Genomic DNA, 14,031 nt, shown 5'->3' with positions numbered 1-14,031 from the left:
TTTAACAACCATGGCTCAAATTGATTTTTCCGCAGAAATCCGCGCCCTGCGCGCCACCTACACCTCCATCGAAAACGTCTCGAATGTTGAGGAGCTGAAGGAAGACATCGCCGAACTGAGCGAACGCGCCGGCGAGCCGAACCTCTGGGACGACCCCGCGGCCGCGCAAAAGATCACTTCCAGGCTCTCGCACCGCCAGAGCGAACTCGAACGGCTCAACACCCTCGTTTCCCGGATCGACGACCTTGAGGTCCTGGTGGAGCTGGGCCAGGACGAGGACGACGCCGATTCCATGGGCGAGGCGGCCGCGGAACTTGAGTACATCCGCAAGTCGCTTAAGGACCTTGAAGTGGTGACGCTTCTGTCCGGTGAGTTCGACGAGCGTGAAGCCGTTGTCACCATCCGTGCGGGCGCCGGCGGCGTTGACGCGGCGGACTTCGCCGAGATGCTCCTCCGGATGTATCTGCGCTGGGCGGAACGCCACGGCTACCCGACCACCATCATGGACACCTCCTACGCCGAAGAGGCCGGGCTCAAGTCCGCCACTTTCGAAGTCAAGGCCCCCTACGCCTACGGCACGCTCAGCGTCGAGGCCGGCACGCACCGCCTGGTCCGCATCAGCCCCTTTGACAACCAGGGCCGGCGTCAGACGTCCTTCGCTGCCGTGGAAGTGATTCCGCTGATCGAGCAGACGGACTCGATCGACATTCCGGACAACGAAATCCGGGTGGACGTTTTCCGCTCCTCCGGCCCCGGTGGCCAGTCCGTGAACACTACCGACTCTGCCGTTCGCCTGACGCACATCCCCACCGGGACCGTGGTGTCCATGCAGAACGAAAAGTCCCAGCTCCAGAACCGGGCCGCCGCCCTGCGGGTCCTCCAGTCCCGGCTCCTGCTTCTCAAGAAGGAGCAGGAGGACGCGGAAAAGAAGGCCTTCGCCGGGGATGTCAAGGCGTCGTGGGGCGACCAGATGCGCTCCTACGTGCTGAACCCCTACCAGATGGTCAAGGACCTCCGGACCGAGCACGAAGTCGGCAACACCTCGGCCGTTTTCGACGGCGAAATCGACGATTTCATTGACGCCGGCATCCGCTGGCGCACGGACAACCGCAACGCCGCCAACTAGGACCATACAGTGACGGGGCATTCCATTCGGTGGCTGAAAACCTGCGACACGCGCAGGAACTCAAGCTTTTCTGCAGGTACCCGTGCGTATAGTCGAGGGGCCGGAGCTCTACTTCCCCCAAAAGAAAGCCCGTGCGCCGGCTGCAGTACGGGGCTCCATCAGCCGTGTCCTGCAGGGTACTTAGGGCAATGATCCGTTTCGAAAATGTCACCAAGGTCTACGACCAGACGGCCCGGCCGGCGCTGGACTCTGTCAACCTTGAAATTGACCGTGGCGAGTTCGCGTTCCTCGTGGGCGCTTCCGGTTCCGGCAAATCCACCTTCCTCCGCCTGGTGCTCAAGGAAGACCGGGCCACTTCCGGCGCCGTCTACGTGGCCGGCCAGAACGTAGCGAACATTTCAAGCTGGCGCGTGCCGCGGCTGCGCCGGGGGATCGGCGTCGTATTCCAGGACTTCCGGCTCCTCCCGCAGAAGAATGTCTTCGCGAACGTCGCCTTCGCCATGCAGGTCATTGGCAAGAGCCGCAGCATCATCCGGGACACGGTCCCCGAGGTCCTCAAAACGGTGGGCCTGGAGGGCAAGGAACACCGGATGCCGCACGAGCTCTCCGGCGGCGAGCAGCAGCGCGTGGCGATCGCCCGCGCCGTGGTCAACCGTCCGGGGATCCTCCTGGCCGACGAACCCACCGGAAACCTCGATCCCACCACTTCCATGGGCATCATGGGCGTCCTGGACAAGATTAACCAGAACGGCACCACTGTAGTGATGGCAACGCACGACGACGACATTGTCAACGAGATGCGTAAACGCGTGGTTGAGCTCCGGAACGGCGTTGTCATCCGTGACGAGGCCCGTGCCCTCTACACCTCGATGATCCCGGTCGTAGGGCAGTCCCGGCGCCTCAAGGATGCCAGCGGACGCCCGGATGAGTCCGCAACCGAACCCGGTGACGGGTCCGTCCCCTCGTCCGCAGGGGAGGCCAAATGAGGCTCGCATTCATCCTCGGCGAAATTGGCAGCGGGCTGAGGCGCAACCTGTCCATGGTGGTGTCGGTGATCCTGGTGACTTTTGTGTCGCTGACGTTCGTTGGCGCGGCGGGTATGCTCCAGCTGCAGATCAACCAGATGAAGGGCTACTGGTACGACAAGGTCCAGGTGGCAATCTTCCTTTGCGGGGACGGCTCGACGGCGGCCGGCTGCGCCACCGGGACGGCCACCCCGGAACAGCAGGAGAACCTGCGCACGCTCCTGGAATCGCCTGCCGTGTCCCAGTACATCAACGACTTCCAGTTCGAATCCAAGGACGACGCGTACAAGCACTTCAAGGAGCAGTTCTCCAATTCACCGATCGTTGACTCGGTGACCCCGGACCAGCTGCCCGCCTCCTTCCGGATCAACATGAAGGATCCGGAAAAATACCAGATCATCAGCGAGACGTTTGCGTCACAGCCCGGCGTTGAAACCGTGATCGACCAGCGCCAGGTCCTGGAACGGCTCTTTTCGGTGATGAACGCCGCCTCGCTGGTGGCTGTCATCATCGCCGGCGTGATGATCGTCTGCGCAATCCTGCTGATTGCCACCACCATCCGGTTGTCCGCGTTCAGCAGGCGGCGGGAAACCGGAATCATGAGGCTGGTCGGCGCCTCCAAGATCGTCATCCAGCTGCCGTTCATTCTCGAAGGCGTCATCGCCGCCGTGATTGGAGCGGCGCTGGCTTCCGGCACCCTCTGGGCCGTGGCCCACTTCTTCCTTGGGGAGTACATGTCCAAGCAGTATCCGGACACGGCATTTATCTCTCCGGCGCAGACGCTGCTCCTGGCCCCGGCGCTGCTCGCCCTTGGCGCAACCTTGGCTGGAATTTCGTCTCTCTTGACCTTACGTAGATATTTGCGGGTCTAGGCTGTGGCTACCAACGAAGGAATGATGATGACAGCTATGGACCGCAAGGCCCGCCGGTTCCGGACCGCGGGACGGGGCAGCCGCATGATCAGTGCCGTCCTGGCGCTAATTCTGGCCGCGAGCCTGGGTGCCTCGACACCCGTGGCCTTCGCAGACGAGCTTGAGGACAAGCAGGCCGCCCTCGAAGCCGAGGCCGCCCGAGTGCAGCAGTCCCTTGAGTTCGTGGACGCCAAGATTGCCAAGGCTGCCGGCGACCTGGTGATCTACCAAGGCCAGCTCCCGGCCGCGCAGCAGGCGCTGCTCGAGGCGCAGGGCCGGGTTGCGAGTGCAGTCAAGGAAGTCGAGGCCCTCGCCGCCCGTGTTGATCTTGCACAGCAGAACAAAGCCAAGATCACCCAGCAGCTTGAAACCGACAAGCAGAAGATCGCCGACACCAAGAAACTCATCGGGCAGATTGCCACCCAGGCCTACAAATCCGGCGGCGTTCCTTCGAACCTCACGCTCTTCTTTGGATCCAAGAGCGGCGGTAGCCTGACGGACACCATCGACCTCGCGGACCAGGCCATGCGCAGCCAGAACTCCGCCATGGACAAGCTGTCCCAGCAGAACGCCACCAACGTCAATTCGCAGGCCCGCCTGCAAGCGGTTGAGGCGGAGATCAAGGACCTCAAGGCCAAGGCGGACGCCGCCCTGGCCCGGGAGAAGGCAGCCCGCGACGAGGCTGCCGCCAAGAAGGAACAGGTGGACAAGCTCATCGCGGATACCACCCGCCTCAACAACGAGCTCCAGGCAGCCAAGCCCGGCATCCAGAGCCAGCTCTCCAAGGTCCAGGCGGCGCAGGATGCAGTAGCCTCCGAGATCGTCGAGCGCGACCGGAAACTCCGGGAAGCATGGGAAGCGGAACAGCGCCGCATTGCCGAGGCCGCCGCCGCCGCGGCAAGGGCAGCCGGCCAGGCAGCCCAGCCGTATGTCCCGCAGATCGGACCGCCCTCAGCCTTCGGGCTGCGGCACCCCTTCTCGTCCGACGTCCCCATCACCTCGGGATTCGGCTGGCGCGCGACGCCCCCAGGTACCGTGGACTTCTACGGCTCCGGCGGATACATGCACACCGGCATCGACTTCGGCGCCAGCTGCGGCACCCCTGTCTACGCCCCGGCGGCCGGCACCATCGTCTCAGCGGGGTGGAGCAACGACGGCGGCGGCAACAACGTCAAGATTTCGCACGGCGTTGTCCAGGGCAACTCGTTGACCACCATCTACTACCACAACAGCAGCGTGGTGGTCTCGATAGGCCAGCAGGTCAGCCAGGGACAGCTCATCGCCTATTCCGGAACGACCGGCAACTCAACGGGCTGCCATTCGCACTTCGAGACCTGGCTCAACGGCAAGGCCGTAGATCCCATGATCCTGCTCTGACAGACCCTCAGCGCCGGCCGCTGATTGCAGCGCGGTGACCGGTACAAACGGCTTGCCCCGCGCCTGCCGTAGACTTAAGTAGCTTCGAGCCGCCGCGGCCGGGGCATCCATCAAGACCAAGAGCTGAGGAGTTCCACCGTGCCGAAAGAAAGTGGCCGTAAGGTAGTGGCCACCAACCGGAAGGCCCGGCATGACTACCATGTCCTCGACACCTACGAGGCCGGCATCGCGCTGATGGGGACGGAAGTCAAGTCCCTCCGCGAGGGCCACGCCTCCATGGTTGACGGGTTTTGCACGTTCTACAATGACGAGCTTTGGATGGAGGGCATCCACATCCCCGAATACAACCAGGGAAGCTGGACGAACCACTCCGCCCGCAGGCGGCGCAAACTGCTGCTCCACCGCGAGGAGCTGACCAAGATCTCGCACAAGATCCGTGAATCCGGCTTCACCATCGTCCCCCTCCAGCTGTATTTCCTGGACGGGCGGGCGAAGGTGGAGATCGGCGTCGCACGCGGTAAAAAGGAATACGACAAGCGGCAGACGCTCCGCGAACAGCAGGACAAGCGCGAGGCGCTGCGGGTCATGCGCGAACGCAACCGCGGCTGACCTTCCGGCCAGCGGCGCGAAAGCAGCCGCCGTCCGCAACACGCGGGTTGCTGCCGGGAATGATTCCGCCCGGCAGTGCGTTATGATTGGTAGTCCGGGAAGGAACGGCGCGGAACCATGAAGGGTTCTGCAAGGGTCCTGACCGGTTTGATAACAAAATACGGGGATGATCGGTTTCGACGATGTTAGTCGCGACAGGTGAAGCGGGCCGAGGATGCAGAATTATCTCGTAAACGCTGTCTGCAAAACAATAAGTGCCAAACAAACGCGCACTGACTTCGCTCTCGCTGCCTAAGCAGTAAGACAGTCCGTCAGCCCGGGAACGCTATCGTCCCGGATCCTGGCGTCATTAAGATAGCCACTGCTGTTTACCTTCGTCATTGGGGTGAACGGGACTCTTAAATGACTGGGCCCGGATCAGCTACCTGTTTGCAGGATAGCTGGGGCCGAGAAAATCCGACGCGAACTGCGCCCGGAGAAGCCCTGACAACACGACATCGGACGGGGGTTCAATTCCCCCCATCTCCACCATCGGGACAGCGGCAACGCCGTTCCACCCCGTGCAAAAGGCCGGAAGCGAAAGCTTCCGGCCTTTTGTGTTTTCAGCACCGTTCCTGCATCCGCCAGCGGCCAGCCATGGCCGCGGCGCGTCAGCGCTTCTTGATGTGCGCTACAGGGTCCACGTGGGCGTCCACCTCATGCTTGGACTTCTTTTCGGCCCTTTTTTGCTTGATGGTCTTGTCCGACTTCTTGGTGACCTGCCGGTGCGGCGATTTGTCAGGCATGTCGCCCTCCCTAACGTCGGGGCCCTGAATAGGCCCCGTGTTTGTAAGGTACGCCTGTTTTCTCGTGAATGAAACTGGCACCAACGCCGGCTTCCGGCACCGCCCGATTCACGCGTCGAACCGGACCCCGCCCGGGCGCCGGCCGTCAGGAAGCGGGTACTTCAACGTCAACAATGCCGACGAACCGGCTGCCGATCCCCTCATACTCGCTGCGAACCAGGCCCGGCAGGACCGGCGGGAGGTCATCGAGGGCGTGATGGGCGCAGCACACGTACGTGAACGGCGGCCACCATTTCTTGGGCCGGGCGGCTTCCGAGAAGCCGCAGACGGCACAGGTCAGCTGGACCCAGACAGGGCGCTTGCCGGTCCGGTTGGCCTTGGACTGGACGAGCCAGGCCGGGGGATTGTCCAGGAGCTCGGACAGCTCGGCATCCGACAGCCTGGCAGGGATACCGTGACGGTGTGCCATTTCCAGTGGAATATCAAGGATCTGAGCTGCTTCACGTCGCGTAACCATCGTTTAACTTTACGGGATGCAGGACCCCTCGGGATTCACACATTCAGACCGCGGGGCGCTGGCCTGCGTCGGTTGGAAAGCCGCGGGCCTGTCAGCCGGCAAGGGCTATGCCTGCCGCCGCCGCCGAGAGCCCTGCGACGAGATTGACAGCCACGTTCAGCGCCGCCGCCGGGTACCGCCCTTCACTGACAAGCCGGATGGTTGCAGTGGTCCAGGAACTGAACGTCGTCAGGCCGCCCGCGAGGCCCGTGGCGACCGAGGCATGCCATTCCTCGCCGAGCCCCAGCCGTCCGCTGACGCCCACTGAAAGGCCGATGATGAGTGACCCGGTGACGTTTACCAGCAGCGTTGCCCAGGGCCAGTGCCGGCGCGTGCCGGTGCGGTGCGCGAACCAGGTGTCGATGGAAAACCTGAGCAAGCCCCCGGCAACGCCAAAAATACCGACCAACACAGCTGTCATGAGGCTCCTCCGGTCCGGTCACTCAAGGCCTTGCCGGCCTTCCAGCCCGCGGCGGCCGCACCAAGCCCCAGGACCAGAGAGAGTCCGAGATAGATCAGCCATGTCGCGTGTAGGCCGGAACGTGCCTGTTGGTCAACTGAGAACACCACTGCCGAGAAGGTGGTGAAGGATCCCAGGAGCCCCGGCCCGATTCCTGCCCTCAGCCAGAACGCCGTCGTCGGCCGGGCCATCCAGACCGTGGTGAGGGCCGCCAGGACGAAGCTGCCGCTGACGTTGATGGCCAGGGTGGTCCAGGGGATCGTTCCGGCGGCTTCCGGGAAGACCAAGCCCAGGCCGTAGCGGAGCTCCGTCCCAACGAGTGCCCCGACGGCCACCGCCGTCCAGGCGCGCCAGCCCGGGCCCGCGACACCCTTCATTCAGGCAGCACCGTTACAGGCGTCACCGATACGGTGGGCACGGGTTCAGGCGTCCGCAAGCCGGCATCCGGCATGGCCCGTGTCGCTGTGCACCCACAGCGCTGACGAAACCTCATCGGCAAGGTCGAATTCGCGGTCGGCGCCCGCCGGGCCGATCCGGACCACGAGGGCACCGCCGAAGGGTTTCCGGCCGAGTACTTCAATGTCTGCATCGAGGTCGATCTTCTCGGCGGACAGATAGCGCAGGAGGTCGGGGTTTTCGTCGCTGATCCTGGTGATCCGGCCCGTGTGGCCCTCGTCGAGTTCGCTCATACGGTGGGCGCGGGGCATGCGGACGGTGCCGTCCGCTGCGGGGATGGGATCGCCGTGCGGGTCGCGGAGCGGATTGCCGAGCTTGCGGGCCATCCGCTCGATGAAGGTGTCGGAGACGGCGTGTTCCAGGAGCTCGGCTTCGTCGTGGACCTCGTCCCAGCTGTAGCCGAGTTCCTGGACAAGGTAGGTCTCGATGAGCCGGTGACGCCGGACCATGGACAGCGCCAGCCGGATGCCGTCGGCCGTGAGCGTGATGGCGCTGTAGGGCTTGTGGTCAACCAGGCCCTGGTCTTTCAGCTTTCGGACCATTTCCGAGACCGAGGAGTTCGCGACCCCGAGCCGTTGTGCCAGCTGCGAGGAGGTGATGGGTTTGTCCTGCCACTCCGTGAAGGAGTAGATGACCTTGACGTAGTCCTCGATGGAGGAGGAGGGCGCGCTGGTCTTCACGGGTCCAAGCCTACCGCTTTGTCTGCACGACTCATGCTTTGAACGCCCGCCAGGTCTGGGTCAGGTAGGGGAGTCCGACGACGTCCCCGCGCGAGTGGGTCAGATGCTCGTGGAGGTACCAGTCCAGGTTGTCCCGGACTTTGGCCCGGGTGCCCTCACCGGCGGCAAGGTAATAGCTGCGGGACTTCGCCAATTCCACAATGTCCTCGGTGGTCACCGGATCTTCCCAGCGTGTCAGGTGGCTCTCAAGCCCGGTGAACTCCGGCCCGATCGCGGGACGGAAGTCCGGCTTGTGCACATCGCCGGCATGCATGATCCGGGAGAGCCGGTGAACCCACGGGACCGACGTGTCCAACTGGTTCCAGACCAGCCCCAGCACGCCGCCGGGGCGGAGGATGCGGGAAATTTCCGTGCTCGCAAGGAGCGGATCGCACCAGTGCCACGCCTGGGCAACGCTGACGACGTCGAACGCGCTGTCCGCGAGTCCGGTCGCCTCTGCGGTGCCCTCTGCCGCGGGAACTCCCGGCAGGGCAAGCCGCAGCTGGGCGAGCATGTCCGGCGAGGGGTCCACTGCGGAGACCGTGAGACCACGCTGCACCAGCAAGACAGTGAATTTGCCCGTCCCGGCTCCGATGTCAGCGGCATTGGCGGCCCCGGCTGTCCCGCCGGCGCTTCGGATCAGCCAGTCCGCCGAATCGGCAGGATAGCCCGGGCGGACACGGTCATAATGCTCACCGCCGTCCTGGAAGCTCTGTCCGAGTTCATACCGGCGCTGGTGGTGCAGTTTGGGGCCTCCCCGTGCCACGTGCAGTCTCCTTCGGGCAGGCTGGATTACTTACCCCTCGAATTTACCGCAAACGCCGGGCCCTTAGTCTTCGGTGCAGGGCGCTGCTCCCGCGGTGCCGGGGGTGTTGGGTGCCCAGTCCGGGTAGCTGCGGGTGTCGTTGGCCGGTACCCAGCGGCCGGAGTCCACCACGTAGTCCCAGCCGAGACCGGTCCTGCGGAGTTCCTCGATGCCGGCCAGCAGGCGCTGGGCGTCCTCCAGCCTGGACCCGACGCCGAAGCTTGCACGCAGCGAACCGGACGGAAGGCCCAAGCGCTTGAGCAGCGGGTGGGCGCAGAAGCGGCCGTCGCGGAGGCCAACACCGTGTTCCGCGGAAAGGTAGGCGGCCACGAGGCCTGCGTCGTAGCCCTCGACCGAGAAGTTGACCACGCCAATGGTGTCCGCTGCCTGGTCGGTGTCGCTGAAGATCTGGTGGACCGTAACGCCGTCGATCTTCCGCAGGCCTTCAACGAGGAAGGATCTGATGGCTGTCTCGTGGGCGTGCCACAGCTCCTGGTCCAGCGCACCGATAACCTGCGTGGCGCGGGCCAGCGTGGCTGCACCAAGAACGTTGGGCGACCCGCCCTCATGCCGCGCCGGTCCGGTAGCCCAGCTGACGGAGTCCAGCCGGGCCTCACGGACGGCTCCGCCGCCTGCCAGGTGGGGTGTGCCGGCGTCGAGCCAGTCCGGCCGGCCCACGAGGACACCCGAGCCGAACGGCGCGTACAGCTTGTGGCCCGAGAAGGCGAGGTAGTCGACGTCGTCCGCCGCGATATCGATGCGGCGGTGCGGGGCCAGCTGTGCCGCGTCCACAACGATCCTTGCGCCGTGTTCGTGGGCCAGTGCGGCCAGCTCGCGGATGGGGAGGATTTCACCGGTGACGTTGGAGGCTCCCGTTACGGCCAGCAGGCTGATGTCGCCCTGGCTGAGCTCGGAGCGCAGGTTCTCGAGCGTGGCGCTCAGCGTGGGAGCGGCAACAACGCTGCGGTGCGGCACACCCTGCCAGGGAAGCAGGTTGGCGTGGTGCTCGATGTCGAGATACAGCACCTCACCGGTGTGGCGGCCGTCCGCCACGGGCAGGCAGCCCGCCAGCAGGTTCAGGGAGTCCGTGGTGTTCCTGGTGAAGATCACGGAATCGTCGGTCCTGCCGCCGACGAATGCGCGGACGATGCTCCGGGAGTTTTCGTACACCGAGGTGCTGATCTGCGAGGCGTAGCCGGCGCCGCGGTGGACACTGGCGTAGTACGGCAGGATTTCGTTCAGGTAGGCCGACACGACGGAAAGGGCCGGAGCGGACGCTCCATAGTCCAGGTTTGCGTAGCGGACGTGGCCACCCTGGATCAGCGGAGCCTGGATCTCGGCGCCGGTGACGGCCGAGAGCGGCCGCTTGGCAATGGTGAAGCGTTCGTCCAGGAGGCCTGCGGCCGTCGAGGACGCGGTTCCGGGGTTTGCGGGGAAAGTGGCAGTAGTCATGGGGACCTCACTGTAAAGGACCCCTCACTCCGGGGATCCGCGCTTGCCGGGTCCGTTCCGGACCGGCCTGGTCGTCACCCGGGGCACCCCACCGCGAATGGAGGGTTGCCGGCCAGCAAACCGGGGTTTCGCGCTGGCACTCGTGACCTGTTTCGAGATTAGGACATTCGCGGCGCCGCGGGAAAGCCACGCCAATTATTAAGCCGTTTGTTACGCATGCCCGGAGAAGCGGGTTCCGTCCGAATAAACGACGGCGGACACCCCCTTGGGAGGGGCATCCGCCGTCGTTTATTCTGCAGTCCGTCCATGCGTCCGCACCGGGTTCCGGTGCGGGCCACCCCTCAGAGGAGGTCGTCGAGGTCCGGGTTCAGCCGCTTGAGGACTTCGGAGTGGAGGATCGAGTTGGTGGCCAGGGCGTTTCCGCCGAAGGGGCCGTCCACTCCCTCCAAGGATGTGAAGCGGCCGCCCGCTTCAGTGACAATCGGCACCAGCGCGGCCATGTCGTAGAGGTTCAGCTCCGGCTCGCAGGCGATGTCCACGCATCCCTCGGCCACCATGCAATAGGACCAGAAGTCGCCGTAGGCGCGGGTCCGCCAAACCTCCTCGGTGAGGCCGAGGAACTCGTCCAGGTTGCCGCGTTCCTTCCAGCCGCCCAGGCTCGAGTAGGAGAGTGAAGCGTCCGAAAGCTCGGACACGTTCGAGACCTTCAGCCGCGTGGCCGCAGCAAGGGACCGCCCCATGTAGGCGCCGGCGCCCTTCGCGGCCCACCAGCGCTTGCCCAGTGCCGGCGCGCTGACCAGGCCAACCACGGGTTCGCCCTCATCCACGAGGGCAATCAGGGTGGCCCAGACAGGCACACCACGGACGAAGTTTTTGGTGCCGTCGATCGGATCGATGATCCAGCGGCGGGAACCATGCCCGGAACTGCCGAACTCTTCGCCGAGGACGGCGTCGCGCGGGCGGGAGCGCGAGAGCTGTCCGCGGATGGATTCTTCAGCTGCCTTGTCAGCATCCGTGACCGGGGTAAGGTCCGGTTTGGTTTCAATCTGAAGGTCCAGCGCCTTGAAACGGCTCATGGTCTGGGAGTCAACAGAGTCGGCCAGGACATGGGCGAGGCGCAGGTCATCGTTGTAGCTCGAAGCGGGTTGGGTCATGCTTCCAAACTACCGTCTCTGCGGCCGGCCGGCTGGGAGGCCACGTCCTGCACCGTGCTGCCCGTGAATCCGCCCCGTGGCAGGGCCCCGGGCACAGGCGGCGAAACGGCGCTACGAAACAATGCCGAGTTCCTTGGCTTCCTGCGCTTCCATCCGGGGATCGGTGCCGAGCAGACGGCGCAGTGACGCCAGCCGCGCTGCGCCGGACGGCCCTGCGTGCCCTTCGGACACCCAGGCGTCCACTCCGCAGTTGACGGCGGAGGAATCATGCTTGCAGCCGCGTTCGCAGGCATCCGTGCCGGGTTCGAGATCGGGAAAGGACCGGAGGATCCGGTCCGGGTCCACGTGCGCGAGGCCGAATGACCGGATGCCCGGGGTGTCGATAATCCAGCTCCCGGCGGGCGCGTCACTGATCCGCAGGGCCAGCGCCGACGACGACGTGTGCCGTCCCCGCCCGGTGACGGCGTTGACGCCTCCGGTAGCGCGCTCTGCGCCGGTCAGGGCGTTGACCATGGTGGACTTGCCCACCCCGGAATGGCCAAGCATGACCGTCACCTTGCCGTCGAGGTGGGCACGCAGCTGCGACACGGCGTCGCCGTCGAGCCGGGCGGACAGCCCGTCATCGGAGCGCGCATCGATTCCCGAGGCGGCCGCATCGGCGGTCCTGCTGATGATCACGGGGAAGTCCAGGTGCCGGTAGTTGGACAGGAGTTCGGTGGGGTCCTTGACGTCCGCCTTGGTGACGAGGAGCAGCGGCTCGATCCCGGCGTCGTAGGCCGCCACCAGGGCGCGGTCAATAAAACCGGTGCGCGGTTCGGGATTGGCGGCGGCCACGACCACCACGAGCTGGTCGGCATTCGCGACCACCGCCCGTTCGATCGGGTCGGTGTCGTCGGCGCTGCGCCGCAGGAGCGTGCGGCGGTCCTGGATCTTCACGAGCCTGGCTAGGGTGTCCGGCTCGCCGGAGACATCGCCGACGAGGGACACGAAGTCACCGGCCACCACCGGCGAACGGCGCAGTTCGCGCGCCCGCGCCGCGATGACAATGCGTTCGTTGCCGGTATCCTCGCCCACCACAGCCGTGTAGCGGCCGCGGTCCACGGTGATGATGCGCCCGGTTACGGCGTCGTCATAGCTGGGCCGGTCCTTGGTCCGGGGACGGGTCCCTTTCTTGTTGGGGCGGATCCGGATATCGGACTCGTCCCAGGAGCCGGTGCTACGCCCCACTGGCCTGTTCCGTCTGCCGGCCAAGCTGCGTCAGCATGGCTTCCCACAATTGCGGGAAGTCCGGCATGGTCTTGGATGTGGTGCCGATGTCGTCGACTTCGACTCCGTGGACGGCGAGGCCCAGGATTGCCCCCGCCGTGGCCATGCGGTGGTCAGCGTAGCTGTGGACGACGCCGCCGTGGAGCTTCGCGGGCCGGATCACCAGGCCATCGGCTGTTTCTTCGGCATCCCCGCCCAGGCGGTTGATTTCAGTGACGAGGGCGGCAAGCCTGTCCGTCTCATGGCCTCGGAGGTGCGCAATGCCGCTGAGCCGTGAGGGGCCGGTGGCCAGCGCGCACAAGGCGGCCACAGTGGGCGCCAGTTCACTGGTGTCGGCGAAGTCTGCGCCCTTGATTTCGGGGCCGCCTGTGACGGTGAGTGTCCCGTTCTCCAGCGTGACAGTGGCACCCATCTCTGCCAGGATGCTGCGCCAAAGATCGCCCACCTGTGTGGTGGGCGCCGGCCAGTTGGGAATGCGGACCGTGCCGCCGGTTGCCAGCGCCGCGGCGAGGAAGGGACCGGCGTTGGACAGGTCTTGCTCAATCCGGCGGTCGAACGCCCGGATGGAGCCGGGTGCCACGATCCAGTGGTTCGGGACGGAATCGTCGACGGACACGCCGACTTCGCGCAGAACGGCCACGGTCATGTTGATGTGGTCCAGGCTCGGCACGGGCTTGCCGACGTGCTCCAGGTGCAGGCCCTCGCTGAAACGCGCGCCCACGAGGAGCAGTGCCGACACGAACTGCGATGATGCGCTCGCGTCAATCACAAGGTGGCCGCCGCGGACTTCGCCCGTGCCTTCCACTACGAAGGGAAGCGATGTCGGGCTCGTCCCGTCGGCGGCACTGACCTCAACGCCGAGGGCAGCCAGTGCCTCGATGATGGTGTTCATGGGCCGCTTGCGGGCGTGCGGATCGCCGTCGAAAACGGTGGCGCCGTTGCGGAGCGCAGCCACCGGGGGGACAAAGCGCATCACGGTTCCGGCGAGGCCACAGTCGATCGCGGTACCGGCCGCCGCCGGGTCCGGGCTGAGCGGCGTGATCTCGAGGTCGGGCCCGAACGAGCCGTCTCCCGGGACCTCACGGATACCGGCTCCCAGCTGGCGCAGGGCCCGGATCATCAGCGCGGAGTCGCGCGAATGCAGGGGTGCACGGAGGCGGGACGGGCCGTCGGCCAGGGCGGCAAGGACCAGGTACCTGTTGGTCAGCGACTTGGAGCCCGGGACGGTGACCGTCGCGTTGACCGGTGTCTCAGCGAACGGTGCGGGCCAGTGGGTTCCATCCGCGGGTGTTGAGGGAGCCGGGGTGGTGGGGGCGGTGCCTGTCATTCG

Annotated in this window: 15 protein-coding genes, 1 other RNA gene and 1 riboswitch; of the genes, 6 read left to right on the top strand and 10 right to left on the bottom strand. The window is 65.4% G+C overall.

Going from position 1 to position 14,031, the window contains the following annotated elements:
* Positions 1–10 precede the first annotated feature (10 nt).
* The 6 genes from prfB to ssrA all read left to right on the top strand — a co-directional run bounded on the left by prfB (position 11) and on the right by ssrA (position 5,579).
* A complete protein-coding gene (gene prfB, locus AB0N24_RS09620) occupies positions 11–1,126 on the top strand; it encodes a peptide chain release factor 2 (RefSeq protein ID WP_364123182.1) in 1,116 nt (371 codons plus the stop codon).
* 188 nt (positions 1,127–1,314) lie between these two features.
* Positions 1,315–2,112, top strand: a complete 798-nt coding sequence (ftsE, locus tag AB0N24_RS09615) for a cell division ATP-binding protein FtsE (RefSeq protein WP_364123180.1) — start codon at positions 1,315–1,317, stop codon at positions 2,110–2,112.
* Positions 2,109–3,023, top strand: a complete 915-nt coding sequence (ftsX, locus tag AB0N24_RS09610; RefSeq protein ID WP_104172294.1) for a permease-like cell division protein FtsX — start codon at positions 2,109–2,111, stop codon at positions 3,021–3,023. Before ftsE ends, ftsX begins: the two co-directional genes overlap by 4 nt.
* Positions 3,024–3,050: 27 nt before the next feature.
* A complete protein-coding gene (locus tag AB0N24_RS09605; protein ID WP_364123177.1) occupies positions 3,051–4,439 on the top strand; it encodes a peptidoglycan DD-metalloendopeptidase family protein in 1,389 nt (462 codons plus the stop codon).
* Between the two features lie 138 nt (positions 4,440–4,577).
* On the top strand, positions 4,578–5,048 hold the full coding sequence (gene smpB / locus AB0N24_RS09600; RefSeq protein WP_214842159.1) for an SsrA-binding protein SmpB: 471 nt from the start codon (positions 4,578–4,580) through the stop codon (positions 5,046–5,048).
* Positions 5,049–5,210: 162 nt separating this feature from the next.
* Positions 5,211–5,579: a transfer-messenger RNA gene (ssrA, locus tag AB0N24_RS09595) on the top strand.
* A gap of 119 nt (positions 5,580–5,698) precedes the next feature.
* On the opposite strand, the gene AB0N24_RS09590 is transcribed toward ssrA, so the two are convergent.
* From AB0N24_RS09590 to aroA, 10 genes are all read right to left on the bottom strand, one after another.
* A complete protein-coding gene (locus AB0N24_RS09590; RefSeq protein WP_258073794.1) occupies positions 5,699–5,833 on the bottom strand; it encodes a hypothetical protein in 135 nt (44 codons plus the stop codon).
* A gap of 145 nt (positions 5,834–5,978) precedes the next feature.
* The gene (locus tag AB0N24_RS09585) at positions 5,979–6,350 is read right to left on the bottom strand and encodes a hypothetical protein (RefSeq protein WP_364123175.1); all 372 of its coding nucleotides are present in this window, start codon (positions 6,348–6,350) and stop codon (positions 5,979–5,981) included.
* A 91-nt stretch (positions 6,351–6,441) separates the two neighbouring features.
* Positions 6,442–6,810 (bottom strand): CrcB family protein, encoded by a 369-nt coding sequence (locus AB0N24_RS09580; protein ID WP_364123173.1) that lies wholly within the window; start codon positions 6,808–6,810, stop codon positions 6,442–6,444.
* Positions 6,807–7,226, bottom strand: coding sequence for a CrcB family protein (locus AB0N24_RS09575; RefSeq protein WP_364123171.1), 420 nt, complete (start codon positions 7,224–7,226; stop codon positions 6,807–6,809). Before AB0N24_RS09575 ends, AB0N24_RS09580 begins: the two co-directional genes overlap by 4 nt.
* Positions 7,227–7,271: 45 nt before the next feature.
* The gene (locus tag AB0N24_RS09570) at positions 7,272–7,985 is read right to left on the bottom strand and encodes a metal-dependent transcriptional regulator (RefSeq protein WP_364123169.1); all 714 of its coding nucleotides are present in this window, start codon (positions 7,983–7,985) and stop codon (positions 7,272–7,274) included.
* Between the two features lie 31 nt (positions 7,986–8,016).
* Positions 8,017–8,790, bottom strand: a complete 774-nt coding sequence (locus tag AB0N24_RS09565) for a methyltransferase domain-containing protein (RefSeq protein WP_364123167.1) — start codon at positions 8,788–8,790, stop codon at positions 8,017–8,019.
* A gap of 63 nt (positions 8,791–8,853) precedes the next feature.
* Positions 8,854–10,281 carry an aminotransferase class V-fold PLP-dependent enzyme gene (locus AB0N24_RS09560; protein ID WP_364123165.1) on the bottom strand — a complete coding sequence of 476 codons (1,428 nt, stop codon included), beginning with the start codon at positions 10,279–10,281 and terminating at the stop codon, positions 8,854–8,856.
* A 34-nt stretch (positions 10,282–10,315) separates the two neighbouring features.
* Positions 10,316–10,429, bottom strand: a riboswitch (SAM riboswitch).
* A gap of 193 nt (positions 10,430–10,622) precedes the next feature.
* Positions 10,623–11,435 (bottom strand): histidinol-phosphatase, encoded by an 813-nt coding sequence (hisN, locus tag AB0N24_RS09555; protein ID WP_104172301.1) that lies wholly within the window; start codon positions 11,433–11,435, stop codon positions 10,623–10,625.
* 111 nt (positions 11,436–11,546) lie between these two features.
* On the bottom strand, positions 11,547–12,662 hold the full coding sequence (locus AB0N24_RS09550; protein ID WP_364123163.1) for a ribosome small subunit-dependent GTPase A: 1,116 nt from the start codon (positions 12,660–12,662) through the stop codon (positions 11,547–11,549).
* Entirely contained in the window at positions 12,652–14,028 is a 1,377-nt protein-coding gene (gene aroA / locus AB0N24_RS09545; RefSeq protein ID WP_364123161.1) for a 3-phosphoshikimate 1-carboxyvinyltransferase, read from the bottom strand. The genes AB0N24_RS09550 and aroA overlap by 11 nt, the downstream gene beginning before the upstream one ends.
* Between the last annotated feature and the right edge of the window lie 3 nt (positions 14,029–14,031).

Origin of the sequence: Arthrobacter sp. NPDC093128, assembly GCF_040683875.1 — a bacterium.
Classification (GTDB): domain Bacteria; phylum Actinomycetota; class Actinomycetes; order Actinomycetales; family Micrococcaceae; genus Arthrobacter.
The sequence above is the reverse complement of the archived record's forward strand: the minus strand, read 5'-3'. Positions and strand labels throughout refer to the sequence as shown.

Bases quoted from the DNA above. Each gene is read 5' to 3' on its own strand.
- prfB (WP_364123182.1), top strand. From the start codon at position 11: ATGGCTCAAATTGATTTTTCCGCAGAAATCCGCGCCCTGCGCGCCACC.
- ftsE (WP_364123180.1), top strand. From the start codon at position 1,315: ATGATCCGTTTCGAAAATGTCACCAAGGTCTACGACCAGACGGCCCGG.
- ftsX (WP_104172294.1), top strand. From the start codon at position 2,109: ATGAGGCTCGCATTCATCCTCGGCGAAATTGGCAGCGGGCTGAGGCGC.
- AB0N24_RS09605 (WP_364123177.1), top strand. From the start codon at position 3,051: ATGACAGCTATGGACCGCAAGGCCCGCCGGTTCCGGACCGCGGGACGG.
- AB0N24_RS09590 (WP_258073794.1), bottom strand. From the start codon at position 5,833: ATGCCTGACAAATCGCCGCACCGGCAGGTCACCAAGAAGTCGGACAAG.
- AB0N24_RS09585 (WP_364123175.1), bottom strand. From the start codon at position 6,350: ATGGTTACGCGACGTGAAGCAGCTCAGATCCTTGATATTCCACTGGAA.
- AB0N24_RS09580 (WP_364123173.1), bottom strand. From the start codon at position 6,810: ATGACAGCTGTGTTGGTCGGTATTTTTGGCGTTGCCGGGGGCTTGCTC.
- AB0N24_RS09575 (WP_364123171.1), bottom strand. From the start codon at position 7,226: ATGAAGGGTGTCGCGGGCCCGGGCTGGCGCGCCTGGACGGCGGTGGCC.
- AB0N24_RS09560 (WP_364123165.1), bottom strand. From the start codon at position 10,281: ATGACTACTGCCACTTTCCCCGCAAACCCCGGAACCGCGTCCTCGACG.
- hisN (WP_104172301.1), bottom strand. From the start codon at position 11,435: ATGACCCAACCCGCTTCGAGCTACAACGATGACCTGCGCCTCGCCCAT.
- aroA (WP_364123161.1), bottom strand. From the start codon at position 14,028: ATGACAGGCACCGCCCCCACCACCCCGGCTCCCTCAACACCCGCGGAT.